The organism is Bradyrhizobium sp. BR 10261 (assembly GCF_019455395.1).
Classification (GTDB): domain Bacteria; phylum Pseudomonadota; class Alphaproteobacteria; order Rhizobiales; family Xanthobacteraceae; genus Bradyrhizobium; species Bradyrhizobium manausense.
The window spans coordinates 51224-74604 of record NZ_JACOFQ010000010.1 but is presented as its reverse complement, the minus strand read 5'-3'; the positions used below and the strand labels follow the sequence as shown (position 1 = coordinate 74604).

General features: G+C 64.3%; 25 protein-coding genes. 12 read left to right on the top strand and 13 right to left on the bottom strand.

The annotated features are described in order from the left end of the window. Nucleotides 1-132 precede the first annotated feature (132 nt). Together fliP and HYH07_RS13790 are read right to left on the bottom strand one after the other, a co-directional pair. Nucleotides 133-894: a flagellar type III secretion system pore protein FliP gene (gene fliP, locus HYH07_RS13795; protein WP_220003004.1), complete on the bottom strand. Its 762-nt coding sequence runs from the start codon at nucleotides 892-894 to the stop codon at nucleotides 133-135. Next, nucleotides 891-1859 carry a flagellar biosynthetic protein FliO gene (locus tag HYH07_RS13790; RefSeq protein WP_220003003.1) on the bottom strand — a complete coding sequence of 323 codons (969 nt, stop codon included), beginning with the start codon at nucleotides 1857-1859 and terminating at the stop codon, nucleotides 891-893. The genes fliP and HYH07_RS13790 overlap by 4 nt, the downstream gene beginning before the upstream one ends. Nucleotides 1860-2210: 351 nt before the next feature. Between HYH07_RS13790 and flgB the strand changes: the two genes are divergently transcribed. From flgB to atzF, 9 genes are all read left to right on the top strand, one after another. Next, a complete protein-coding gene (gene flgB, locus HYH07_RS13785) occupies nucleotides 2211-2615 on the top strand; it encodes a flagellar basal body rod protein FlgB (RefSeq protein WP_220003002.1) in 405 nt (134 codons plus the stop codon). A gap of 18 nt (nucleotides 2616-2633) precedes the next feature. Then, on the top strand, nucleotides 2634-3059 hold the full coding sequence (gene flgC, locus HYH07_RS13780; RefSeq protein WP_220003001.1) for a flagellar basal body rod protein FlgC: 426 nt from the start codon (nucleotides 2634-2636) through the stop codon (nucleotides 3057-3059). A 17-nt stretch (nucleotides 3060-3076) separates the two neighbouring features. Next, nucleotides 3077-3385, top strand: coding sequence for a flagellar hook-basal body complex protein FliE (gene fliE, locus HYH07_RS13775; RefSeq protein WP_057747375.1), 309 nt, complete (start codon nucleotides 3077-3079; stop codon nucleotides 3383-3385). A 126-nt stretch (nucleotides 3386-3511) separates the two neighbouring features. Further along, complete coding sequence (gene fliQ, locus HYH07_RS13770; protein ID WP_027534765.1) at nucleotides 3512-3775, top strand: flagellar biosynthesis protein FliQ; 264 nt, start codon at nucleotides 3512-3514, stop codon at nucleotides 3773-3775. A gap of 17 nt (nucleotides 3776-3792) precedes the next feature. Then, nucleotides 3793-4563, top strand: a complete 771-nt coding sequence (fliR, locus tag HYH07_RS13765) for a flagellar biosynthetic protein FliR (RefSeq protein ID WP_057747374.1) — start codon at nucleotides 3793-3795, stop codon at nucleotides 4561-4563. A gap of 10 nt (nucleotides 4564-4573) precedes the next feature. Then, nucleotides 4574-5653, top strand: a complete 1080-nt coding sequence (flhB, locus tag HYH07_RS13760) for a flagellar biosynthesis protein FlhB (protein WP_220003000.1) — start codon at nucleotides 4574-4576, stop codon at nucleotides 5651-5653. 154 nt (nucleotides 5654-5807) lie between these two features. Then, the gene (gene cckA, locus HYH07_RS13755) at nucleotides 5808-8393 is read left to right on the top strand and encodes a cell cycle histidine kinase CckA (RefSeq protein WP_220002999.1); all 2586 of its coding nucleotides are present in this window, start codon (nucleotides 5808-5810) and stop codon (nucleotides 8391-8393) included. A gap of 301 nt (nucleotides 8394-8694) precedes the next feature. Next, nucleotides 8695-9687, top strand: coding sequence for a Tim44 domain-containing protein (locus HYH07_RS13750; RefSeq protein ID WP_220002998.1), 993 nt, complete (start codon nucleotides 8695-8697; stop codon nucleotides 9685-9687). A gap of 171 nt (nucleotides 9688-9858) precedes the next feature. Further along, entirely contained in the window at nucleotides 9859-11244 is a 1386-nt protein-coding gene (gene atzF, locus HYH07_RS13745) for an allophanate hydrolase (RefSeq protein ID WP_220002997.1), read from the top strand. Nucleotides 11245-11253: 9 nt separating this feature from the next. On the opposite strand, the gene HYH07_RS13740 is transcribed toward atzF, so the two are convergent. From HYH07_RS13740 to HYH07_RS13725, 4 genes are all read right to left on the bottom strand, one after another. After that, complete coding sequence (locus HYH07_RS13740) at nucleotides 11254-11979, bottom strand: Crp/Fnr family transcriptional regulator (RefSeq protein ID WP_220002996.1); 726 nt, start codon at nucleotides 11977-11979, stop codon at nucleotides 11254-11256. A gap of 90 nt (nucleotides 11980-12069) precedes the next feature. Beyond that, a complete protein-coding gene (locus HYH07_RS13735) occupies nucleotides 12070-12930 on the bottom strand; it encodes an ABC transporter ATP-binding protein (protein ID WP_228749524.1) in 861 nt (286 codons plus the stop codon). Further along, nucleotides 12930-13754, bottom strand: coding sequence for an ABC transporter permease (locus HYH07_RS13730; protein WP_228749523.1), 825 nt, complete (start codon nucleotides 13752-13754; stop codon nucleotides 12930-12932). The genes HYH07_RS13735 and HYH07_RS13730 overlap by 1 nt, the downstream gene beginning before the upstream one ends. A gap of 14 nt (nucleotides 13755-13768) precedes the next feature. Beyond that, nucleotides 13769-14758, bottom strand: a complete 990-nt coding sequence (locus HYH07_RS13725) for an ABC transporter substrate-binding protein (protein ID WP_220002994.1) — start codon at nucleotides 14756-14758, stop codon at nucleotides 13769-13771. Between the two features lie 286 nt (nucleotides 14759-15044). On the opposite strand from HYH07_RS13725, the gene HYH07_RS13720 reads away from it, so the two are divergent. Then, nucleotides 15045-15752, top strand: a complete 708-nt coding sequence (locus HYH07_RS13720) for a glutathione S-transferase (protein WP_220002993.1) — start codon at nucleotides 15045-15047, stop codon at nucleotides 15750-15752. Between the two features lie 83 nt (nucleotides 15753-15835). Here HYH07_RS13720 and HYH07_RS13715 read toward each other — a convergent pair whose 3' ends face one another. Both HYH07_RS13715 and HYH07_RS13710 read right to left on the bottom strand, forming a co-directional pair. Then, nucleotides 15836-16009, bottom strand: a complete 174-nt coding sequence (locus HYH07_RS13715) for a hypothetical protein (RefSeq protein ID WP_167353975.1) — start codon at nucleotides 16007-16009, stop codon at nucleotides 15836-15838. Nucleotides 16010-16307: 298 nt separating this feature from the next. Next, entirely contained in the window at nucleotides 16308-16787 is a 480-nt protein-coding gene (locus HYH07_RS13710) for a hypothetical protein (RefSeq protein WP_220002992.1), read from the bottom strand. Between the two features lie 250 nt (nucleotides 16788-17037). On the opposite strand from HYH07_RS13710, the gene HYH07_RS13705 reads away from it, so the two are divergent. After that, nucleotides 17038-18693 (top strand): fumarate hydratase, encoded by a 1656-nt coding sequence (locus HYH07_RS13705; protein WP_220002991.1) that lies wholly within the window; start codon nucleotides 17038-17040, stop codon nucleotides 18691-18693. A gap of 155 nt (nucleotides 18694-18848) precedes the next feature. Here HYH07_RS13705 and HYH07_RS13700 read toward each other — a convergent pair whose 3' ends face one another. The 5 genes from HYH07_RS13700 to HYH07_RS13680 form a co-directional block, all read right to left on the bottom strand. Then, on the bottom strand, nucleotides 18849-19145 hold the full coding sequence (locus HYH07_RS13700) for a hypothetical protein (RefSeq protein WP_220002990.1): 297 nt from the start codon (nucleotides 19143-19145) through the stop codon (nucleotides 18849-18851). 107 nt (nucleotides 19146-19252) lie between these two features. Then, a complete protein-coding gene (locus tag HYH07_RS13695) occupies nucleotides 19253-19807 on the bottom strand; it encodes an inner membrane-spanning protein YciB (RefSeq protein WP_220002989.1) in 555 nt (184 codons plus the stop codon). A gap of 13 nt (nucleotides 19808-19820) precedes the next feature. After that, nucleotides 19821-20393, bottom strand: coding sequence for a hypothetical protein (locus tag HYH07_RS13690; RefSeq protein WP_220002988.1), 573 nt, complete (start codon nucleotides 20391-20393; stop codon nucleotides 19821-19823). Between the two features lie 75 nt (nucleotides 20394-20468). Next, entirely contained in the window at nucleotides 20469-20951 is a 483-nt protein-coding gene (locus tag HYH07_RS13685) for an MAPEG family protein (RefSeq protein ID WP_220002987.1), read from the bottom strand. Nucleotides 20952-21104: 153 nt separating this feature from the next. Continuing rightward, nucleotides 21105-22502, bottom strand: coding sequence for a carotenoid oxygenase family protein (locus tag HYH07_RS13680; protein ID WP_220002986.1), 1398 nt, complete (start codon nucleotides 22500-22502; stop codon nucleotides 21105-21107). 101 nt (nucleotides 22503-22603) lie between these two features. Between HYH07_RS13680 and HYH07_RS13675 the strand changes: the two genes are divergently transcribed. Then, nucleotides 22604-23344, top strand: coding sequence for a TetR/AcrR family transcriptional regulator (locus HYH07_RS13675; RefSeq protein WP_220002985.1), 741 nt, complete (start codon nucleotides 22604-22606; stop codon nucleotides 23342-23344). The last annotated feature ends 37 nt before the right edge of the window (nucleotides 23345-23381 follow it).

The window sequence follows — 23381 nt, the reverse complement described above, 5'->3', positions numbered from 1 at the left end:
AAGCAACCCAGAATTTTTCCGCGGAGGCAGTCTGGATTGCTTCGTCGCAAGGGCTCCTCGCAATGACGGGCAAACGTCGGTGGCAATCATTGGCGCCGGGTGGATGCGCCACATGTTGCGCCCGGCGCCCGACTATCCCCCGTAGCTCTGCACCAGGCTCCCCGCCACTAGCGACCAGCCGTCGACCAGCACGAAGAAGATCAGCTTGAACGGCAGCGAGATCGTCGCGGGCGGCAGCATCATCATGCCCATCGACATCAGCACCGAGGCGACGACGAGGTCGATGATCAGGAAGGGGAGGAACAGCAGGAAGCCGATCTCGAAGGCGCGCTTCAGCTCCGAGATCATGAAGGCCGGGACCAGGATGCGCAACGCGAGCTCGTCGGGCGTCGCCGGTGGCGGCTCGCCGGAGAGATCGAGAAACAGCTTCAAATCCTTCTCGCGCACGTTCTTCTGCATGAAGCCGCGCAACGGGACGGAGGCGCGCTGGAACGCGTCCTCGACGCTGATCTGGTTGGCGACCAGCGGGCGGATGCCGTCGTCATAGGATTTCTGCAGCACTGGTCCCATCACGAAGAAGGTGAGGAACATCGCCAGCGCCAGGATCACGGAGTTCGGTGGCGCGGTCGCCGTGCCCATCGCAGTGCGCAGCAGCGACAGCACGACCACGATGCGCGTGAACGACGTCATCATGATCAGGATCGACGGGGCGATCGACAGCACCGTGAGCAGCGCAATCAGCTGGATCGCACGCTCGGTGACGCCGCCACCACCAGCCCCGCCGCCGCCGAGATTGATGCTGATGTCCTGCGCATGCACGGGCATCGCGAGCGACGTCGCGGCGATCAGGACAGAAAAAAAGAATACTCTACGCGGGAACGACGGCAGCCTCACGAAGACGGCTTCGGACGGCCGAGCAGCGAGGCCATCTCGTCTTCGAGATTTTCAAAGCTGGTCTTCTCCTGAGCCGGCCTTGCCGGCGGAGCCGGAGGTGCGGGCGGCTCGGCGCGGGCAGCGCGCGGGGCAGGCGCATCCGGTGCCACCGGCGGGGCGATGGGCTCGCCGGCCGGACGGCGCAAGGCAGCCTCGAGGCGCTGGGCCATCTCGGCGAGATTCTGCTCGGCGCTCGACGGCGCGGCGGCAACGGGGGCCGGCGGCGGAACGGGGGGAGCGGCCTGCGGTACGGGCGGAGGAGGTGGCGGCGCAGCTGCACGCTCGGCGCGTACCGGCGGCATTTTCGCCGGATCGCTCTGGCGCGGCGGGCGCGGCATCAGCGGCGGTTCGTTGCGTGCAACGCGCGGCATTGGCTCGTGACGAGACTCACGCTCGGGACGCGGCATCGGTTCAGGCGGGAAGCCGCCGAGCTGCGGCTCACTGCGGCGCTCGGCCAGTGCAGGCGCCGGCCGGCGGACCTCGTCGGCGAACGACGGACGCGCGGGCCGGGGCGGCGGCTCGGGCATCTGCGGTTCGGGATGGTCGAGCACTTCGGGGCGCGGCGCCTCGTCGGCCCAGCTGCCGGCATCGGGCATCGGAGCGAGGCGCGGCGGCTCGGCGGCGCTGGGACGCTGCGGAATCTGGTCACGGCCGGCGGCGGCGCGCACGATATTCGGTTCGACGACGATGTCGGTGGGGCCCCCGATCATCAGGAGATGCTCGACATTGTCACGGCGGACCAGCACCAGGCGCCGGCGGCCGTCGACCGCGGCGGCGTCGATCACGGCGAGCCGGGGCATCCTGCCGCGCTGGGTGTTGGCGCCGAGCCGGGTGGTCGCGAATCGGCGGACCAGCCACGCCGCGACGCCGATCAACGCCAGAACGACGATGAACGCGACGATGAAGGTGATAGGACTACCGTTCATACCTGTCCCCGGTAATTGGCGCTTCTGTCGTGCCTATGGTCGGATCCCGACCATAGGCCTGCGATGCCCCAAACCTCTGATTTCTTAACGTCCCGCGGCAAGTTTTGCCGTCCCCAACTCTTAATAACCCATGAATCGCCCGATCCAAAACGACTTCTTGGCCTGTGCGTGCGTCGCCAAGCGGTTGGGTTAATGCGGCTTTTGGAACGGGGCGAATCGCGGGGAGGGGGTTGCATGTCTCAATCGGAAACATGGATCCGCCGTGCCTTAACCACCTGTTAACCATACACGCGGCAAATTCTGCCTAGCTTCGGATCTCAGCGTCCGCAAGAGGCGGAAGGAGCCGCAACCATGTCCATCAACGATCTTCCGGTGCTGTCGGCGCTTCGCACCAAGATGCAGTGGCACCAGGAACGCCAGCGCGTCCTGTCCGAGAACGTCTCCAATTCCGATACCCCCAATTTCCGGCCACGCGACCTGGTCGAGCCGAAGTTCGACAAGAACGGAGCCACCACAGGATTGATGGGGACCCTGGCCATGACTGTCACCAGCGCCTCCCACATGACGCCATCGGGTGCGGCCTCAAGCTTCGACCAGAACAAGAACGCGGGTTTCGAGACCCGCCCCGCAGGCAACGCCGTCAATCTCGAAGACGAGATGATGAAGTCCGCCAACAACCAGATGGATTACGCGGCGGTGACCTCGCTCTACTCGAAGAGCCTGCATCTTCTGAAGACCGCGATCGGCAAAGGCTAGAGCGGGAGGAGCTAAATCATGGCGAATGACAGCAGTGACTTTGCCCGCTCCATGGCGATCGCGACCTCGGGCCTGCGGGCCCAGGCCGGGCGCATGCGGGTGATCTCCGAGAACATCGCGAATGCGGACTCGACCTCGCCCACCGCAGGCGGCGATCCCTATCGGCGCAAAGTGCCGACGTTCTCCTCCGCGCTCGACCGCACGCTCGACGCGCAGGTGGTCACGCTCGGCAGGATCAAGCCCGACCAGTCCGACTTCCGCGTCAAATACGAGCCGACAAATCCGGCGGCGGACGCCAGCGGCAACGTCAAATATCCCAATGTGAATTCGGTGGTCGAGATGACCGACATGCGCGATGCGCAGCGGTCCTACGAGGCCAATGTCAACATCATCAGTGCAACGCGCCGGATGATCCAGCGCACGCTCGACATCCTCAAGGCCTGAACAGGAAATTTTAAGCCATGGCAACACCGACAATCGCGGCCAATGCCTACGCCAATCTTGCGCGCGTGCTGGAAAACACCGGCGCGGGCAAGGGCAGCGAGCCGAACGGGCAGTCCTTTGCCGCGCTGCTGAAAGACGCCGTCGGCAGCGTCATGGAATCCGGCCGCAAGTCCGACGCGCAGACCGTGGCGATGGCCAACGGCAAGGCCAACGTCATGGACGTGGTGACGGCGGTCGCCGACACCGATGTCGCGGTGTCCACGCTGGTCTCGGTCCGCGACCGCGTGATCGCGGCGTATGAAGACATCATGAAGATGCCGATCTGATCGTCATTCCGGGGCGCGACGAAGTCGCGAGCCCGGAATCTATGGTGCTCAGATGACGCGGCTGAATGGATTCCGGGTTCTCGCTTCGCGAGCCCCGGAATGACAAGACAGAGTGAGAAATTGAAAATGACCGGACCCGAGACCCTCGATGTCGCCCGCGATGCGATCTGGACCATCGTGATCGTGTCCTCGCCGCTGATGGTGGTCGGGCTGGTGGTCGGCGTGATCGTGTCGCTGTTCCAGGCGCTGACACAGATCCAGGAGCAGACGCTGGTCTATGTGCCGAAGATTCTGGCCATCTTTGCCACAATGCTGCTGGCGCTGCCGTTCATGGCCGACGCGCTGCATTCCCACATGCTGCGGATCTCGTCGCGAATCATCGGCGGCTGAGGCACAATGCGCTCACCATGCGCATCGACGTCTCGCTGCTGCCGGCACTTGCCGCGGCCTTCATGCTCGCTTTCGCCCGGGTCGGCGCGATGGTGATGCTGCTGCCGGGGCTTGGCGAGACCAACATCCCGACGCGGGTGAAGCTGTCGATCGCGCTGCTGCTCACGCTGATCATCCTGCCGCTGCATCGCAATGCCTATCAGGTCGACATGGGCTCGCTCGCGCCGATGCTGGTCCTGATGCTGCATGAGATCGTGATCGGCATCGTGCTCGGCGCCACCGCGCGCGTGACGCTCGCGGCGCTCCAGGTCGCGGGCGCGGTGATCGCGCAGCAGATGGGACTTGGCTTCGTCACCTCGGTCGATCCGACCCAGGGGCAGCAGGGCGTTCTGGTCGGCAACTTCCTCACCATGCTGGGCGTGACCTTGCTGTTCGCCACCGACAGCCATCATCTGGTGATCGCGGCGCTGAACGACAGCTATTCGATCTTTGCCCCGGGCGAGACCGTCTCGAGCGGCGACGTCGCCTCGCTGGCGACGCGCGCCTTCTCCGCCGCGTTCCTGCTCGGCCTGCAGTTGTCGGGGCCGTTCCTGGTGTTCGGCCTCGTCTTCAACATCGGACTTGGGGTGCTGGCGCGCCTGATGCCGCAGATGCAGGTCTATTTCGTCGGCGTGCCGCTGTCGATCTTCGCGGGCTTCATGGTGCTGGCCGTGGTGCTCACCGCGATGATGGGCACCTATCTCGACTACTTCATCGGCGTCATGCACCAGATGCTGCCGCTCAAGTGACGGGTGATCGATGGCGGAAGACAACGATCCAGAGAGTCAAACAGAAGACCCGACACAAAAGCGCCTCGACCAGGCGCTCGAACGCGGCGACGTCGCCAAAAGCCAGGAGATCAACACCTGGTTCATGATCGCGGGCGGCACGCTGGTGGTCTCGACCTTCTCGGGCTCGGTCGGCAGCGGCCTGCTGACGCCGTTGCGCAATCTGCTCGCCAATTCCTGGATGATCAAAACCGATTCCGGCAATCTGCTCGCGCTGATGCAGCAGATCGAGGTCGCGGTGCTGGCTGCGGTCGGCGTGCCGCTCTTGATGCTGGTGATCGCGGCCATTGCCGGCAACATGCTGCAGCACAGGCTGGTGTGGTCGACCGAATCCCTCATTCCCAAATTCAGCAAGCTCTCGCCGGCTGCCGGCTTCAAGCGCATCTTCGGCAAGCAGGCGGGGGTCAATTTTCTCAAGGGCATCGGCAAGCTGGTCGTGCTCGGTGTGGTCATGACCACGATCCTGTGGCCGGAGCGGCACCGCATGGAGGCGATGGTCAAGTTCGATCCGATGGCCATGTTGGGCGCCTCCACCAGCCTGACCGTCCATCTGCTCGGCGCGGTGGTTGCAGCGCTCGCGATCATCGCCATCGGGGATTATTTCTTCCAGTATCGCAGCTGGTTCCAGCGGCAGAAGATGTCGCTGCAGGAGATCAAGGAAGAGTTCAAGCAGTCCGAAGGTGATCCGCACATCAAGGGCAAGCTCAGGCAGTTGCGGCAGCAGCGCTCCAAGAAGCGCATGATGGCGGCGGTTCCCAAGGCGTCGGTGATCATCACCAACCCGACCCACTATTCGGTGGCGCTATCCTACGAACGCGGCATGTCGGCGCCGATCTGCGTCGCCAAGGGCGTCGACAACCTCGCTTTCAAGATCCGGGAGATCGCGCGCGAGCACGACATCCCGATCGTCGAGAACGTGCCATTGGCCCGCGCGCTCTATGCGACCGCAGAAATCGACAAGGAAATCCCCGTCGAGCACTACCATGCGGTCGCCGAAGTCATCGGCTATGTCATCCGGCTGAAGCGCGGTTTCAGTGCCGCGCGGCAATAAAACCCCGGAAAAGTACCGGAAATGGCCGTAAACTGGGAATCAGCGTACCTTTCGCCCCTGTCGCCCTTGCGTCTGCGGGTCCGATTCAGGCAGGGAGGACCCGACGTGCCCTGTGGCACGTTGATTCTCTGCCGACAGGCTGCCCTAGCGTGAAATGACCGCCGAGACCGACCACGATCTGTCACGCGAGCCCGTTGCGGCGCATGAGCCGTCGCCGCGCTCGGGCAGCATTGCGCTGGTGCTGCTGGTGGCCGCCGGCCTCGTCGCGGTCGCCGTCGGCCTGATGACGCTCGGGCGCGCGCAGGCGCAGCCCTACATCCTCGGCATCCTCGCCGTGCTGGCGATGATCGGCCTGTTCAACCTGTTCGCCTTCGCCGCCGGGATCATCCGCTTCGCCGACCGTAATCTCGACGATCCCATCATCGGCCGCATCTCCGACCATGCGTTCGACGGCCTGGCCGTGACCGATCCGCGCGGCCATGTGGTCTATTCCAACGCGGCCTATCTGACGTTGACCGGTGCCGCCGGCCCGCAGGACGTGCGCCCCGTGGAGCGCGTCTTCATCGGCAATCCTGACGTTTCCGAAGCCGTGTTCCGCCTGCTGAAAGCCGCCCGCGAAGGAAAACGGCAGCAGGAAGAGGTGCGCATTTCCGGCCAGGACGGCAGCCACGGGCGTTGGCTGCGCATGCGGGTGCGTCCGCTCGGCACCGGCAAGCGCGAGGCCAAATATGCGGTGTGGTCGATCGCCGACATCACCCGCGACCGCGAGCGCCAGGAAGACGTGTTCCAGGAGCTCCAGCACGCGATCGAATATCTCGATCACGCGCCGTGCGGCTTCTTCTCGGTCAATCCCGCCGGCGAGCTCGCTTATGTCAACGCGACGCTGGCCAACTGGCTCGACTATGATCTCGCCGAGATCGGCTCGGGCGGCCTGAAGCTCGCCGACATCGTCTCGGGCGACGGCGCTTCGCTGCTGTCTTCGATCGTGGCGGTGCCGGGCGAGGTGAAGACTGAAGTCTTCGACATCGATCTGCGCATGCGCACCGGCAAGACCATGCCGGTCCGGCTCTATCACAAGCTCGCCTTCGGCGCCGACGGCGCGCCAGGACCCTCGCGCACGCTCGTCATCAGCCGCGCCCGTGACGAGCGCGGCGATCCTGATCGTGCGGCCGAAGTGCGCTTCATGCGCTTCTTCGACCACACGCCGATGGCGATCGCCACCGTCGATCGCGGCGGCAACGTCGTGCGCGCGAATGCGCGCTACGCCAAGCTCGCGCAGGGCCTCGGGCTCGACAGCGCCTCCAAGTCGATCTTCCGCGCGGTCAATGCGCGCGATCGGCACCTTTTGATTGCAGCCATCAATCAGGCCGCCGAAAACCAGGCGGACATCGCGCCGGTCGAAGTGGCGTTGGAAGGACCCAAGGAGCGCTGGGGCCAGTTCTTCGTCACGCCGGTCGATGCCGCCGAGAACGACGCGGAAGCCGCGATCGTGCACATGCTCGAGACCACCGAGCGGCGTGCGCTGGAAAACCAGATCAACCAGTCGCAGAAGATGGAGACGGTCGGCCAACTTGCCGGCGGCATCGCTCACGACTTCAACAACGTGCTCTCCGCCATCATGATGGCGAACGACTTCCTGCTGAACGCGCACAAGCCGACCGATCCATCGTTCCAGGACATCATGCAGATCAAGCAGAACGCGACGCGGGCTGCGACCTTGGTGCGGCAGCTGCTCGCCTTCTCGCGGCGGCAGACGCTGCGGCCGCAGGTGCTCGATCTCGGCGATGCGCTCTCCGATCTCACCATGCTGCTGCGCCGGCTGATCGGCGAGAAGGTCAAGCTCGACCTGATCCACGGCCGCGACCTCTGGCCGGTCAAGGTCGACGTCTCCCAGTTCGAGCAGGTCATCGTCAATCTCGCGGTGAACGCGCGCGATGCCATGCCCGACGGCGGCAAGCTGATCATCCGTACCGCCAACGTCGCGACGGAAGAGGCGGGCAAGCTCGCCTACAAGGGCATGCCGGCGGCGGATTATGTGCGGATTGAAGTTGCCGACACCGGCACCGGCATTCCTGCTGATATCAGGGACAAGATCTTCGAGCCGTTCTTCTCGACCAAGGAAGTCGGCAAGGGCACTGGCCTTGGCCTTTCAACCGTCTACGGCATCGTCAAGCAGACCGGCGGCTTCATCTACGTCGATTCCGAGCCGGGGCAGGGCACCTCGTTCCACATCTTCCTGCCGCGTCACCACGCCGAGCCGGAAGTCCAGGTCGAGCAGCCTGCGGCCGTGGCGGCCGCGACCAACGGCGCCGCCAAGGACGCTGCGCCCGCCGCTGTGGAGGCCAAGCCTCGCACCGATCTCACCGGGCAGGGCACCATCCTGCTGGTCGAGGACGAAGAGGGCCTGCGCGCGCTGAACGCTCGCGGCCTGCGCTCGCGCGGCTATACCGTGGTCGAGGCAGAGAATGGCGTCGAGGCGATGGAGGTGCTGGACGAGCAGAGCGGCGCGATCGATCTCGTCGTTTCTGACGTCGTCATGCCGGAAATGGATGGTCCGACGCTGCTCAAGGCGATGCGGGAGAAGAACCCTGATATCCGCTTCATCTTCGTCTCCGGCTATGCCGAGGATGCTTTCGAGAAGAGCCTGCCCGAGGGCCAGCAGTTCGACTTCCTGCCAAAGCCGTTCACGCTCAGCCAGCTCGTGGCGGCGGTGAAGGAGACGATGACGAAGCAGGGGTGAGTGAGGTAGGGGCGGAGGCGCCTCAGACTCCGTCATTGCGAGCGTAGCGAAGCAATCCAGACTGCTACCGCGGAGGGATTCTGGATTGCTTCGTCGCAAGGGCTCCTCGCAATGACGGGGAGGGAGCGGAATTCCCCCTCGGTAGACCACCGGTACCCCGCGACCACGGTTCCCGCCCATATCCGGCCAACCCCGCGTCAAATATGGACTTTTACCGTCCCCGCGACCGAGGGCCGCAGCCGCGGGTTCCGAAACCGGCTTCCTTTTTGGTGAAGTCTGCCCATGTTACTGGCACGTCCCCATGCCGGGGATTTGGGAAACGAACATGAATTTCTCGCAATGGTCCCGCAGTCTCGTGAAGACGATTGCCGTCGTTCTGGCGCTCGCGCTGCCGACGGCGCTGGCGATCTCGTCCGCTGACGCCCGCGTCGGCGGCGGCTTCTCGTCGGGTTCGCGCGGTTCGCGGACGTTCTCGGCCCCGCCGTCGACCACGACCGCGCCGGGCTCGACCTCGCAATTCAACCGCACCTATAGCCAGCCGGGCGCCGGCATGAATAATGCTGCGCCCTCGCGCGGCGGCCTGTTCGGCCGCGGCGGCGGTTTCCTGGGTGGTCTTGCGGCCGGCTTCCTCGGCGCAGGCCTTTTCGGCATGCTGTTCGGTGGCGGTCTGTTCGGTGGTCTTGGCGGCCTGTCGTCGATCCTGGGCCTGATCATCCAGATCGTGCTCGTCGTGTTCGTGGTGCGGCTGGCGATGTCCTGGTGGCAGCGCCGCAATTCGCCGCAGGCGGCCTATGCCGGTGCGGGACCGCAGACGAACTATCGCAGCGGTCTTGGTGGCGGTCTTGGCTCTGGTCTGGGCGGCGGCTTGGGCTTCGGCGCCAACAACGCGCCGCTCGAGATCAAGCCTGCTGATTATGAGGCGTTCGAGCGTCTGCTCGGCGACATCCAGTCGGCGTGGTCGAATGAGGACATTGCAAAGCTGCACACGCTCGCGACGCCGGAAATGGTCTCCTATTTCGAGCAGGACCTTGCCCAGAACCGCGCGCGCAACGTCGTCAACAAGGTGACCAACGTGAAGCTGTTGCAGGGCGATCTCGCGGAAGCCTGGCGTGAAGGCGAGACTGATTACGCGACCGTGGCGATGCGCTTTTCGCTCACCGACACGACGGTCGACCGCAACACCGGCGCGATCGTTGCCGGCAGCGAGCAGCCTGGCGAGGTCACCGAAGTCTGGACCTTCGCGCGCCGCCCGGGCAGCCCCTGGGAGTTGTCGGCGATCCAGCAGACCAACTGAGCGCACGCAGAGCAACAAACGAGGGCGTCGTGCCTCAAGCACGGCGCCCTTTTTCGTTGAGCCGCCGATGTCCTGCTACGGCCGAGCATTTTCCGGGAAGCACTTAATTGCTTGTTGCCTCCGCCGAGCTCCCGCAACTTCGCGCCAGCCAGGTGCAGAAGGAGATATTCGGTGAGCCAGTCCGTCGCGCACTCCAGGACACATCATGACAACCCCGCCAGGAATTCGTCCTTGCCGTTGGAGGCGATTGAAGCTGCCTATGACCGGATCGAGGCTGAGCGCGACCGCAATTGCTGGATCTATGTCCGCCCGCGCGAGGAGGCGCTCGAAGCATGCCGCAAGCTCGTGGCGCGCGCGCGGACCGGCGAACATCTTCCGCTGCTCGGCATTCCCTTTGGCGTAAAGGACAATATCGACGTCGAGGGAATGCCGACCACCGCCGCATGCCCGGCGTTCAGCTACACGCCCTGGCATTCCGCGCGCAGCGTCGAACGCCTCAGCGCGGCCGGCGCAATTTGCCTCGGAAAGACCAATCTCGATCAGTTTGCCACAGGCTTGTCCGGCGCGCGTTCGCCCTATGGCCCGTGCGCGTCGGTTGCAGATAGCCGCTATGTCTCGGGCGGCTCAAGTTCCGGGTCTGCGGTCGCCGTCGCGGCGGGGCACGTGGCGTTCGCGCTCGGCACCGACACCGGCGGGTCCGGCCGCATACCCGCCGGTTTCAACAACATCGTCGGAATCAAGCCGACCGTTGGGCTGGTGTCGTCACGCGGGCTGGTGCCGAATTGTCCGACGATCGATTGCGTTTCGGTGTTCTGCAATACCGTCAGCGATGGCGAGGCGATCCTCGACATCATCGAAGGGTTCGACTTCGAAGACCCCTACAGCCGCCGGCCAAGGGCGTTTTCCTTCGCCGGCGGATCGTTGTCATCGTTCCGGTTCGGCCGCATTGCATCCGCCGATCTCGAATGCTTCGGCATGCCGGAATGCGGCGAGCTCTATGAGCGCGCCTGCGCGCGTTTCAACGAGATCGGCGGAACGGCTGTTGAGGTGGACTTCACCCCGTTCCGCCAGGCCGGGGAGTTGATGTTCAGCGGACCTTGGGTTGCCGAGCGGCACTCGGCAATCGCTGCGCTCCTGGACATTGAGTCCGGCTCCCTGCTCGATGTCACCAGGACCGTGCTGGCCTCGGCCGCCGGCTATTCGGCGATCGATACGTTCGGCGCGATTCACCGTTTGCACCGGCTGCGCCGCGACGCCGAGGCGATCTTTGCGGGGATCGATGCATTGGTGGTCCCGACCGCACCGCGGCCCTTCACATTGGAGGAGATGCTGCGCGATCCGGTCACCCTCAACAATCACCTCGGCTACTATTCGTACTTTGCCAATCTGCTTGATCTCTGCGGCGTAGCGGTTCCGAACGCGACATTGCCTGATGGCATGCCGATGGGCGTGACCCTGCTGGCGCCGGCCTGGCACGATCGCGCGCTGATCGGACTGGCGCGGCGATTCGAGGCTGGTGCAGACCGAGCGGCGTTCGAATTGAAGTCCAGCGCCTGAAAGGCGAGATTATTCCATCTCCTGCCCGAGCATCGAAAGATCCAGGATCGAAATCACGGATCTGTCGTACCGGATCGCGCCTTCCTCCTGGAGCCGCGCGAGTTGCACGGTCACCCATTGGCGGGTGGACCCGATGAGATTGGCGAGATCGCCATGGGTAAACGGCATGCCGACGACGATCTCGTTGTCGCGCTTCACGCCGTAGACGTGCGACAGGAAGATCAGCAGGCTGTGCAGTCGCTCGGTCACCGAGCGCGTCCCAAGCATCTGGGCCATCGCCGAATAGCATCGCGCCTTGAACGCCAGGGCATCCAGCAAGGCGACGGCGATCGCCGCCGATTCCAGCGCAAGCCGCCGCAGCGCCGGTCCGGGCATGAACGTCAGCTGGCTGCGTTCGGCCGCAACCGACGTCCACATATGTGGGCCCGTTCCGAACATGTCGGGGCCGCCGACGAAGTTGCCGGGAAACCAGTAGGCGAGGGTGACCTCGCGCCCCGACGGCGCCGCATAATAGCTGCGGATGCGCCCCTCGCTGATCAGGTAGATCCCGACCTGTGCGTCGCCCTGAGACCAGACCAGCTGGCCGGCTTCCAGCGTCTTCTCGCGTCCGATCGCACGCAGGCGATTGCGATCGGCCCGGTTGAGGCCATCGAGCAGGCCAGGCAGCGGCCTGACGAGGTCGTCCGACTCGGCCAGCATCACACCTGCCGCTATCGCGCTGTTCGCCCTGTGCATCGCCGGCTCCACCGTGAGACCCGGCGTCGATTATTCAAGAACCATGCCAGCGCAATGCGATTCTTCTCTCGATTTGCGAGGTCGAGGCGATCAGCTCGCGTCCGACTGATTAAACGCCCGCAATCCTTCGGCGCGGATGACGTCGAGACAATCCTTCTTGAGGGAAAGATAGGATGGTTCGACCATGACCGAACTCGACCGCGGACGCGGCAGCTTGACCGCGACCTCGCGCAGGATGCGGCCGGGTCCCGCGCTCATGATGAGAACGCGGTCGGCCAGCACGATGGCTTCATCGATGTCATGGGTGACGAACACGATTGTCGCCTTGATCCGGTCGCGCAGCTCCAGCAGATTGTCTTGCATCACCGCCCGGGTCTGCGCATCGAGGGCCCCGAAGGGCTCGTCCATCAGCAGCACGCGGGGCTTGTTGGCCAGCGCCCGCGCGATTGCCACGCGCTGTTGCATGCCGCCGGACAGCGTGTTTGGATAGGCGTCGGCGAAACGCTTGAGACCGATCATCGCGATCAGATCGTCGGCGATCGCATTCGCTTCCTTCCTGGACTTGCCATTCATCCTGGGGCCGTGCGCGATGTTCCTGCGGACCGACTTCCAGGGGAAAAGGTGCGGCTGCTGGAACACCATGCCGACATCGGGCCGCGGGCCGCCAACAGGCGAGCCTTCCACCAGGATGTCGCCTTCATAAGGCACTTCCAGTCCGGCGATCGTGTTGAGCACCGTCGACTTGCCGCAGCCCGAGGGCCCGACGATGCAGACGAACTCGCCAGGCGCGACGTCAAAGGACACGCGATCCACCGCGATGGTCTGCGCGCGGTTGGTGTCGAACACGATGCTCAGGTTCGAGACTTGAATGGCCGGTTGCTTCCGCGCCGCCTCCACGGAGGCCGGTGAGCTTGCCAGCGCCAGTTTCACGATCGATCGAGATCCCGACATCAGCGCCACCAGACGGTACGTTCGGCAAGAACCGCAAACAGCCGGTCGGCAATGAATGATATCAGCCCGAGCGCGGCGAGCCCGCCCATGACCTGGCCCGTCTGCATGTTCTGCTGCGCAATCTCGATCCGGTAGACGATGCCGGCGAAAGTGCCGGCAAGCTCGGCCGCGACCAGCGTGTAAAAGGAGATGCTGACAGCGGTGCGCAAGCCCACCACGATGTAGGGCAGCGCGCCCAGCAGCACGATCTCCTGCAGCATCTGCCGCCGCGGCGTGCCGAGCATCAAGGCCGCCCGGATCAGGCCGCGGTCGACCTTCTGCACGCCGATATGGGTCGAAAGCCAGACCGTGAAGAACACGCCCCATACGACGAGGAACAGTTTGCCCGCCTCCGACAGGCCGAACCAGAGAATGACGATCGGCACGAAAGCGATCGGCGGAATTGGCCGCAGGATATGGAAGAGCGGTGACAGCAGGCTCGACATGACCGGGAATTGGCCGGTGAGGATGCCGAGCAGGATGCCGAGCGCGCCGCCGACGATGAAGCCCGTGGTGACGCGATAGAGGCTGGCCGTGAGATCGCCGAGGAATTGTCCGCTTCGTATCCACTCGAGCACGGCCGCGGCAACCACCGTCGGCGGCGGAAACAGCACCATGTTGACGGCCCCGGAGCGCGACGCCAATTCCCAGAGGCCGACGAACAGCGGCAGCGACAGCGCCCCGACCAGAATATTGAGGCGGCGAAGACGGGCTGAATCCGGCCGCCGATTGCGGCCGCTACTGCGAACAGCAATCTGTTGTGGCGCTGACGTGCCGTCCTGCATGGTTGTCCGGGGGCCTATTTCCACGAAAGAGTGACCCGTTCGGGGGCAATCTTTTTCAGCGGCTCGCTGATGATGACCTTGCTGAAATCGGGCATCACAGCTCCCGGAGGATGGTTGCCGCTCTCGAGGCGCCATGCGGAGTGGGTCTTGAGAATCTCGACCAGACGGTCGTCGAGACGCACCCGGTAGACATAATCGGTCCAGATCGGCGCGAACTCGTCCCGCTTCATGCCGACAGCGTCCGCCACCACCGTGATCGCGTCATCCGGATGTGCCTTCATCCAGACTTCGGCATCGATCAGCGCGGCGATGAACTTCTCGATCAGCGCGGGGTTGGCGTCCAGATAGGGCCTCATGACGACGATGTTGAACGTCTCGGAATAAGTGCCTGAAGTATCGAGCTCGGCGACGGCTTCACCCAGGGCCTTCTTCGCGTTGGCGATGTGGGGCTCCCAGGTGTCGATCGCATCGATGCTTCCGGCTGCGAGCGCCGGCAGCATCTCCTGCGGCCGCAGGTTGACGAGGGTGACATCCTTGGCCGTCAATCCCGCCGACTTCAGCAAGGTCGCCGTGTAAACCTCGCTGCCGGTGCCGGCGGTGAATCCGATTCGCTTGCCGCGAAGATCTGCCCTGGTCTTGATGGCGGCCTTGGCCGTGACGACCGTCTTGAGGTCGGAATATTCCATGCCGGCGACGAAGGCGATGGGCTGGCCAGCCATCGCTGCAGCGGTGACCGGCGCCTCGGCCGTCGTCGCGATGTCGGCGCCGCCTCCGATCACGGTGTCCAGGCATTGCTTGCCGGACGTGAAGTTCGAGACCGTGATGTCCAGTCCGTTCCTTTCGAAAATCCCCTTCGATTTGGCGACGATCGCAAGGCCGGAGATCGGCCCGAGGTTTTGCGCAAGCCGGGCTTTGAGCAATTCCGCGGCCGAGGCGCCGCCTGGACTGATGGCAAGGCAGCAAAGCGCAAGTGCTGCGATTGGGCGGACGGTGTTCCAGTGCATGACGATCTCCCCTCGCGCCGCGCCTGGCGGCAGCCCCGATGCGACCGCGGAGACCGCCCTGAACGGTTCCGCCACAGACTCCCGCATCCTCCCTGGCCGGTCGCTTGAGGATCGGCTGATGTTGGCATGCTCGCCCGGCGCCACGATCTCGGGAAGCAATTAATCGACACGGCGTTCGGGGACCGGCGTGATGGAGCGTCAGCAAGGCGGCGCCGTCTCATCCTGACGGAACATTCGACCGCATGCTACATTGGGTCCGTCGCTCCCACGCTCACGGACCCTTCCCATGAAATACGAGCTCTATTACTGGCCCGAGATCCAGGGCCGCGGCGAATATGTGCGGCTGGCGCTGGAGGAGGCGGGTGCGGCTTACGTCGACGTCGCACGCGGCCCGCGCGGCAGCGACGCCATGATGAAGATGATGGAGGCCCGCAAGGGCACGCCGCCCTTTGCGCCGCCATTCCTGAAAGCGGGCAAGCTCGTCATCGGCCAGACCGCCAACATCCTGCTCTATCTCGGCGCGCGACATGGCCTCGCGCCGAAGACGGAAGCGGGCAAACTCTGGGTGCACCAGCTTCAGCTCACCATCACCGATTTCGTGGTCGAAATCCACGACACCCATCATCCGCTCGGACCGTCGCTCTATTATGAGGACCAGAAACCGCCGGCCAAGAAGCGCACGGCCGCTTTCTGGAACGAGCGCGTGCCGAAATATCTCGGCTATTTCGAGCAGCTTCTCGACAGTAACGGCGGTGCCCATGTCACCGGTCGACGCTTGACTTACGTCGATCTCTCGCTGTTCCAGATCGTCGCCGGACTGCGATATGCCTTTCCCAGGCGCATGAAAGCGTTCGAGAAGGATATTCCTGGTCTCGTCGGCCTGCACGACCGCGTCTCCGCACGGCCGAACATCAAGGCCTATCTCGCCAGCGAGCGCCGCATTCCCTTCAACGAGCAGGGCATCTTCCGGCGCTATCGCGAGCTCGACGCCTGAGGTTGCGCTATCCGGCAAGTTGCGGCCGGGCACGCCGAAGGCCCGGTCGTCAGGACCGGGCGATCCATCGCAGAAAGGCTTGATCAGGCGAGCTGATCGATCCGGGTGCCCTGACCCGGGGGCAGCGGCGCCGGCGGCGTCGGCTGGTAAGTCGGGTCGTTGTCCTGGGTCTTGGTCTGGTCGTCCGGCTGCTTGGTCGTGTCGTAGCTCGGGACCACGATCGTGACAGGCGGCGGCGCAACGCTGGAAACGCTCATCCACAGATCCTCACAGATTGAACCTGGTGACGCTGCCCTGCGAGGGACGAAGTTTCCTTCAAGCCAATCGTTAAAATGCGAGGAATCTGGTGGGTTGAATGACGTTTTCTCGCGCCAATCGCCCCGATGTCCCGGCGAGCCAGTGGCCTCTCCTCGTCATTGCGAGCGCAGCGAAGCAATCCAGAATCCCTCCGTGGAAAGACGCTGGATTGCTTCGCTGCGCTCGCAATGACGGAGTACGTCGTGGGCAGCGTCGCGATGCCCTCTACACTCGGGGAAGGAGTGAAGGTAGCCCGGCCTATTCGTCCTTCGGCCGTGTGATCGTGATCGCGGCTTCCGTCTTGGTGCGGGTGCATTCCATGTTGAGGCGCTTGTAGCGCATGGTGATCTTGTCGCCGCGGAGCAGGCCCATGCGCTTCAGGCAGCGCGTCGCGCCAGTCGTGGTGTCGTCCTTGGTCACTGTGAAGATGATCGCGGCCGCGGAGGCCACGAGGTCATAGAACTGCGGCGTCGGCTTGCGGTCGCCCTTGGCGTAGAGCTCGTTGGAATAGGCCTGTCCCTGGGAGCGGCAGCCGAGCGACAGCTCCTTCGCCGCGGGATGGGTGAGGTAGATGATGTTGGCGGCCTTGAAATTGACCTTCAGCCCGTCGATGCCGCCGGCAAGCTGCTTGGCGATGTCGTCGCACTGGTCGGCACGCGCGGGCGCGGCGAGGGTTACAAGGCCGGTGATTGCGGCGGCGACAACAATCGCGCCGCGGACGTGCAGTCTGGAAATCATGATGAAAAGCCCCTTGAGGGCGCGCATTCAACCGTCGCCGCGCGCGAAGCGCAAGGGGTGCAACCCGGCTCGACCGGGCACAACTCCAGCTATTGCACGCAGGCGGCAAAAATGGCCGTCATGGCACCCAAATATGGCACCGAATCGGGATGCCCCGGCCGCGCCAGGACGCCTTCCCTTTGTGGCAAAAAAGCTTAGAACGCTTCCATGCTGAGAGGCCCGCCAGGGCTGCAAAACCCGAGATCGCCCCATGAACGCTCCCACCGCCTTCCCCGACCAGTCCAAGCCCGTCCCGCCCTACAAGCACACCCCGCTGTTCCCGCTGGGCAAGGACGAGACGCCCTACAAGAAGATTTCGTCCGAGGGCGTCAGGGTCGAGAAGGTGCTGGGCAAGGACATGCTGGTGGTGTCGCGCGAGGCGCTGCGGGCGCTGTCGGAAGCGGCTTTCGGCGACATCAATCATTATTTGCGCCCCGGCCATCTGAAGCAGCTCCGCGCCATCCTGGAGGACGGCGAGGCCAGCCCGAACGACAAGTTTGTCGCACTGGATTTTCTGAAGAACGCCAACATCGCCGCCGGCGGCGTGCTGCCGATGTGCCAGGACACCGGCACCGCGATCATCATGGGCAAGAAGGGCTGCAACGTCATCACCGATGGTGAGGACGAGGCGGCGCTCTCGGAAGGCGCGCGCGACGCCTATTTGCGCCGTAACCTGCGCTACTCGCAGGTTGCTCCCTTGTCGATGTATGAGGAGAAGAACACCGCCAACAACATGCCGGCGCAGTGCGAGATCTACGCCGAGGGCGACGACGCCTACAAATTCATGTTCATGGCGAAGGGCGGCGGCTCCGCCAACAAGAGCTTTCTGTTCCAGGCCACGCCCTCGGTGCTGACCAAGGATCGGTTGCTGGCCTTCCTGAGGGAGAAGATCCTGACGCTCGGCACCGCCGCGTGCCCGCCTTATCACCTCGCCATCGTGATCGGCGGCACCTCGGCCGAACTCTGCATGAAGACGGTGAAGCTCGCCTCCGCCCGTTATCTCGATGCGCTGCCGACCCACGGCTCGCCCGATGGCAACGCCTTCCGCGACGTCGAGATGGAGAAGGAAATCCACAAGATGACGCAGTCGCTCGGAGTAGGCGCGCAGTTCGGCGGAAAATATTTCTGCCACGACGTGCGGGTCATCCGCATGCCGCGCCACGGCGCCTCGCTGCCGATCGGGCTTGGCGTGTCCTGCTCGGCCGACCGCCAGGTGCTCGGCAAGATCACCAAGGACGGCGTCTATCTCGAGGAGCTCGAGCATAACCCGGCGCAGTACCTGCCGCAGGTCGAAGAGGCGCTCGGCGGCGAGGTGGTCAAGATCGACCTCAACCAGCCGATGAAAGACATCCTGGCGACGTTCTCGAAATATCCGATCAAGACGCGGGTCTCGATGACCGGCACCATGATCGTCGCGCGCGACTCTGCGCATGCCAAGTTGCGCGAGCGGCTGGAGAAGGGCGAGCCGCTGCCCGACTATTTCAAGAACCATCCGGTCTACTACGCCGGCCCGGCCAAGACGCCCGAGGGCTACGCCTCCGGCGCGTTCGGTCCGACCACGGCGGGCCGCATGGATTCCTTCGTCGACCAGTTCCAGGCCGCCGGCGGCTCGATGGTGATGGTCGCGAAGGGCAACCGCGCACCTGCCGTGCGCGAAGCCTGCAAGAAATATGGCGGCTTCTATCTCGGCTCGATCGGCGGTGCGGCGGCGAACCTCGCCGAGCACTGCATCAAGAAGGTCGAGGTGCTCGAATATCCCGAGCTCGGCATGGAAGCGATCTGGCGCATCGAGGTCGTCGACTTCCCGGCGTTCATCATCATCGATGACAAGGGGAACGACTTCTTCAAGGAGTTGAATCTGGGCTGAGGCGGCGCTCCAGCGCCGTCATTCCGGGGCGCGCCTCTTGGCGCCAGCTATGATGCGCAATTGCGCATCTGAGAATCCATCGGGCTTCAACGTTGGTGGAAGAATGGATTCCGGGCCTGCGTGCTGCGCACGCATCCCGGAATGACCGAGTAGCCTCACGTCCTCGCGCCGGTGAACGGGAAGCTGCCCATCGGGCCGATGCCCATCTCGCCGTTGATGCTGTCGCCGGAGACCGTGCCGGTGAATTCGAGCGTCAGCGGCATCGGATTGGTGATCGAGACTTTCCAGGAGACGTTGTCGCCGCTGACGGTGCCGTCAAAAATCTCGGCGGTATTGCCGTCCGCCCCCTGCGTGCCCGTGAGCGTGCCGCCCGCTTGCTTCAGGCTCAGCGTTGCCTGGCGCTCGCCCATCGGCGTCGTCATGGTCAGATTCCAGTTGCCGTCCACGGCCATTCGCGTCTCCCGAACATTGTCCCGGCGGTTGCGACGACCCGCAACCAGTCCCGGGCCGAGCCTATAGCGCAACTCGGCCCGCGCGCCTAATGTCGTGTCAGCGGCAATCAGGCGCGGGCGGCGGCGCGGCGGCGATTGGTGACGACGATCCGAAACACCACGTACTGCACGGCAAAGGCCAAAACCTTGGCGCCGCCCGCGATCACCGAGATATAGAACGCCCACAGCTTCAGATCGCCGGTCGAGGCGACGATGATCGTGCCGGCACCGAGGGCGAACATCAGCGCGGCCCAGGCATAGCCCGCAGCGATGACATATTCCGGCGCGGTCTCGACCACCATCGGCGGCATGTAGCGCAGCATCCAGCCGCGCTTGAGCATGATCGCGCCGATCGCGAAATGCGCAATCGCGGGCTTGGCCAGCATGAAGCGGGGATCGTTGGTGAGCAGCGTCACCGTGCCGAGCACGACGACGAGCGCGACGCTCGCATAGGTCATGTAGCCGAGCTCGCGCCCCTTGACGCGGGCAAAGATCACCTGCGCGATCGCGCCGGCGACCGCCACCGACGTCGCCAGGATGACGTTGTCGGTGATCAGATAGATCACCAGGAAGACGATGGCCGAGAGGAAGTCGGAGGCGAGGCGGGCGAATACGTCCCTCATTGTCGGTCCTGTTTCACTGCGCTTCCGGCAGCGCGGCGGCCTGCGCACCATACTTGATCTGACGATATTCGGGATACCATTTGGTGAAATAGATCGCGCTGTTGCGGGCGGCGAAGGCGACCGCGAGGCCCGACCACACCGGCAGGCCCGGGAAGTAGAGCAGCGCGATGTTGGCGGCCATCATCAGCAGCGCGGCGACGGTCCATGCCGCGGTGATGATGTAGTTGGCGGTGAGGAAGCCGGGCATTGCCGCCGTCTCGGCGGGAACGGACTCGATCGCGTATTGCAGCGTGAAGGGCCGCCGCGCCAGCATCGAGCCGAGCGAGATGACGAAGATGCCGATATCGACCGAGAGCTTGACGCCGAGCGTGCCGAGCGTGGGGTGCAGCACGAGGAAGAGGCCGATGCCGGCGAACAGGATCGCCGAGCCCGCGGCCAGGATTTTCACCGACCGGCCGCGGGCAACATCGATCACGATCGTGGCGAGACAGATCGCGGAGCCCGCGAACACGCTGATCGTGGCCGAGGTCATGAACATCAGGAAAGTGTAGACGCCATAGGGGGCAAGGATCAGGAAGATCGTCATGGTCGCCTCGGTCGCACCAATCTTTACGATGTCAAGATTGATAGTTCAGCGCCGACGCCGGGTCAAGCAAAATCTTTACAGTGTCAAAATGACGTGAATGACTTGTAAAAACTCAATTGTTGCAATGGTTTGTTCCGACATCTCCTCCGCCATGGCGGCCCAGGGCAGGCGCGACAGGATGGTCAGCGCGGAGGCAATCAGAACGCCGATGGTCAGGAAGATGCTGCCGCCGCGGCAGATCGTGAATTTGCGCGAGCCCGGCTTTGCGTACATGCCGAGCGGATGCAGCAGCCGCGACAGCAGAAGCATGCCCATCAACACGTGAATGCGCAAGACCGATGCGCCTGACATTTCGAGCAGCGCGACCATCAGCGTGATGATGGGGACGTACTCCATGAAATTGCCATGGGCCCGGATCGCGCTGCGCAGGTTTTCGTCGCCGCCATCGTCGAAGGGCGCCTTGCTGCTCCATCGCAGCCGAATGACCTGCAGCGCGAGCGCGGCGTAGATCAGCGCGAGGATGGCGAGATAGTTCGCGGTGATCGAAGGCATATGCATCGAGATCTCCTCTACCCGTCATTCCGGGGCGGCGCGAAGCGTCGAGCTACGGTGCGCAATTGCGCACCTGAGAATCCATCGGGCGGCATCACCTGAAGCGAAATGGATTCCGGGCTCGCGCCAAGTGGCGCGACCCGGAATGACAGGTGAGAGCTATCGCGTTCCCACCCAATTGCCGTGGAAGCCGTCGGGCACGCGATGGCCGAGTTGCACAAGCGCGGCGGGCCCGGCTTCGATGTCGGTGGCGTTGAACACGGCGAGGTCGCTACGGTTCTCCCGCGCGCGCCAGACCACCGCCAGCAGCCAGCCGTCGCCTTCCGCCGCATCCTTCGATCGTTCGACGAACACAGGCTCGGAGACGGTGTCGCCCGCCGGGAGCAGATACTGCCCGAGCCGCTTGCCCGTGCCGTCGACATGAACGATGCCCGATAGGGCGCCGAACATCGGCAGACGCGGATTGGCGCAGGCGTACCAGCCGTGACGGCTCTTCAAGCCGGCACGGCGATCGTCGATGCGCGGGAATTCGCCGGTGAGATCGTCCAGATAAGTCTGCTGAAAGTGGTCGGTCTTGCCGGAGAGATCGAAGCTCCAGCGGCAGTGGCGGGCGCGCGATTTCTCCGGATCCGTCGGCCGTCCATCGGGATGCGGAAACAGCGGCGCTTGCTCGAATTGCATGACGTCGGCGATGATGCGGTCGCCGTCCTCCCACGCATTCATGACGTGGAAGACGTAGCAGGCCTCGGCGCGGAACCAGACGATGTCCTTTGCCGTGCCGTTGCGCTTCATCACGCCGACATAGGCGCCTTTCTCGGGCTCCCAGGCATAGGGCGGCTTGCCGCTCATCGCGCGCTCCAAGCTGCCGGTGAGGGGCAGGATCGGAAACAGCACGTGATGTTCGGTGACGATGAAGTCATGCACCATACTGGCATAGGGCGTCTCGAAGCGCTCGAAGCGCGTGACCTTGCCGCCCGCGTCGATCGATCCGTAGGAGAGGGCAGCGGTCAGCGGGCCCGCCGCATTGTAGCCGAAGAACACCAGCTCGCCCGTGACAGGATCGACCTTCGGATGCGCGGTGAAAGGGCCGGCAATGCGGCTCTGGTAATTGCAATAGCCGCGCGTTGCCAGCGTGTCCGGCTCGATCTCGGTCGGCAGATGTCCTTCTTCAAGCGCGAGCAGCTTGCCGGCATGGAAGATGATGTTGGTATTGGCGACGCCGCCGTCGGTCAGGTTCGTGGGCGCATCCGGCAACCTGCGTCCAAAGCCGCCGAACAGCGCGCGGCCGGCATCGTGCTCGGCGAGCCATTTCGGGGTGCGGACCCAGCGATTGCGGTAAGAGGCGCGTCCCTCCTCCAGATGGAAGGCGTGCAGCATGCCGTCGCCGACGAACCAGTGGGCGCCGGGGGAATCGAACTGCGGATTGGGGCCGTTGCGATAGAGCGTGCCGTTCAGCTCGCGCGGCAATTCGCCGACGATCTTGAGGAAAGGCGCGTCCGCCTCGAACGGGATCGGGGCGATATTGTTGCGGCGCTCGGCGATCACGTCATGGTGCACGGCGTATCCTTATCTTTACATCGTAAAGATGGATAGAGCCGGCCGAGGCTTCCGTCAAGTGAAATCTTTACACTGTCAATATTGCGTCATATAGCTTGCAAATGGCCAAGAGCGACACCAGGGGCGACACCAAGGGCGGAACGGCACGTAGGCCGCGCAGCCCCAAAAGGACATCACAGGCATCTCGTGCCGCGCGCCGCCCGGCAGCAGCGAAGACCGAGACGCCCTATCATCATGGCGCCTTGCGCGAGGCACTGCTGCAGGCGGCCGAACGGGTGCTGGAGCGCGATGGGCTCGGCGGCCTGACGCTGCGCGCGGTGGCGCGCGAGGCCGGCGTCTCGCATGCCGCGCCGACCCATCATTTCGGAGATCTCACCGGCCTCGTCAGCGAGCTCGCGGCGATCGGCTTTCGTCAGTTCAATGCAGCGATGGCCTCTGCTTGCGATACGGCCACCTCGCCGCTGGAGCGGGCCCTGGCGCGGCCAAAAGCCTATGTTGCCTATGCCCAGGCGCATCCCGGCATGTACGGGTTGATGTTCCGCACCGAGCGGCTCGACTATTCGAGGCCCTCGTTGCACGAGGCTGCGGAATCCTCGTTTGCCGGGCTTGCCAATGCCATCAGCGCGATGCGACAGGAGCCGATCAGCGGCAACGCCCTGACTATCGACCAGGGTGCCGCGATCGTGCGGGCCTGGTCGATGGTGCATGGCTTCACCATGCTGCTGCTGGACGGGCGGCTCGAGGATATCCTGGAGCGGCTGCCCGCAGGCACCACGGCGGAGCAACTTCTGGAAGCGATCCTGAAGTCGACGGTGGCGGCCAGAATGCCCTCAGGCACCTGATCGAACGAAACGTTCGATGCCACGGAACTCACGCCTT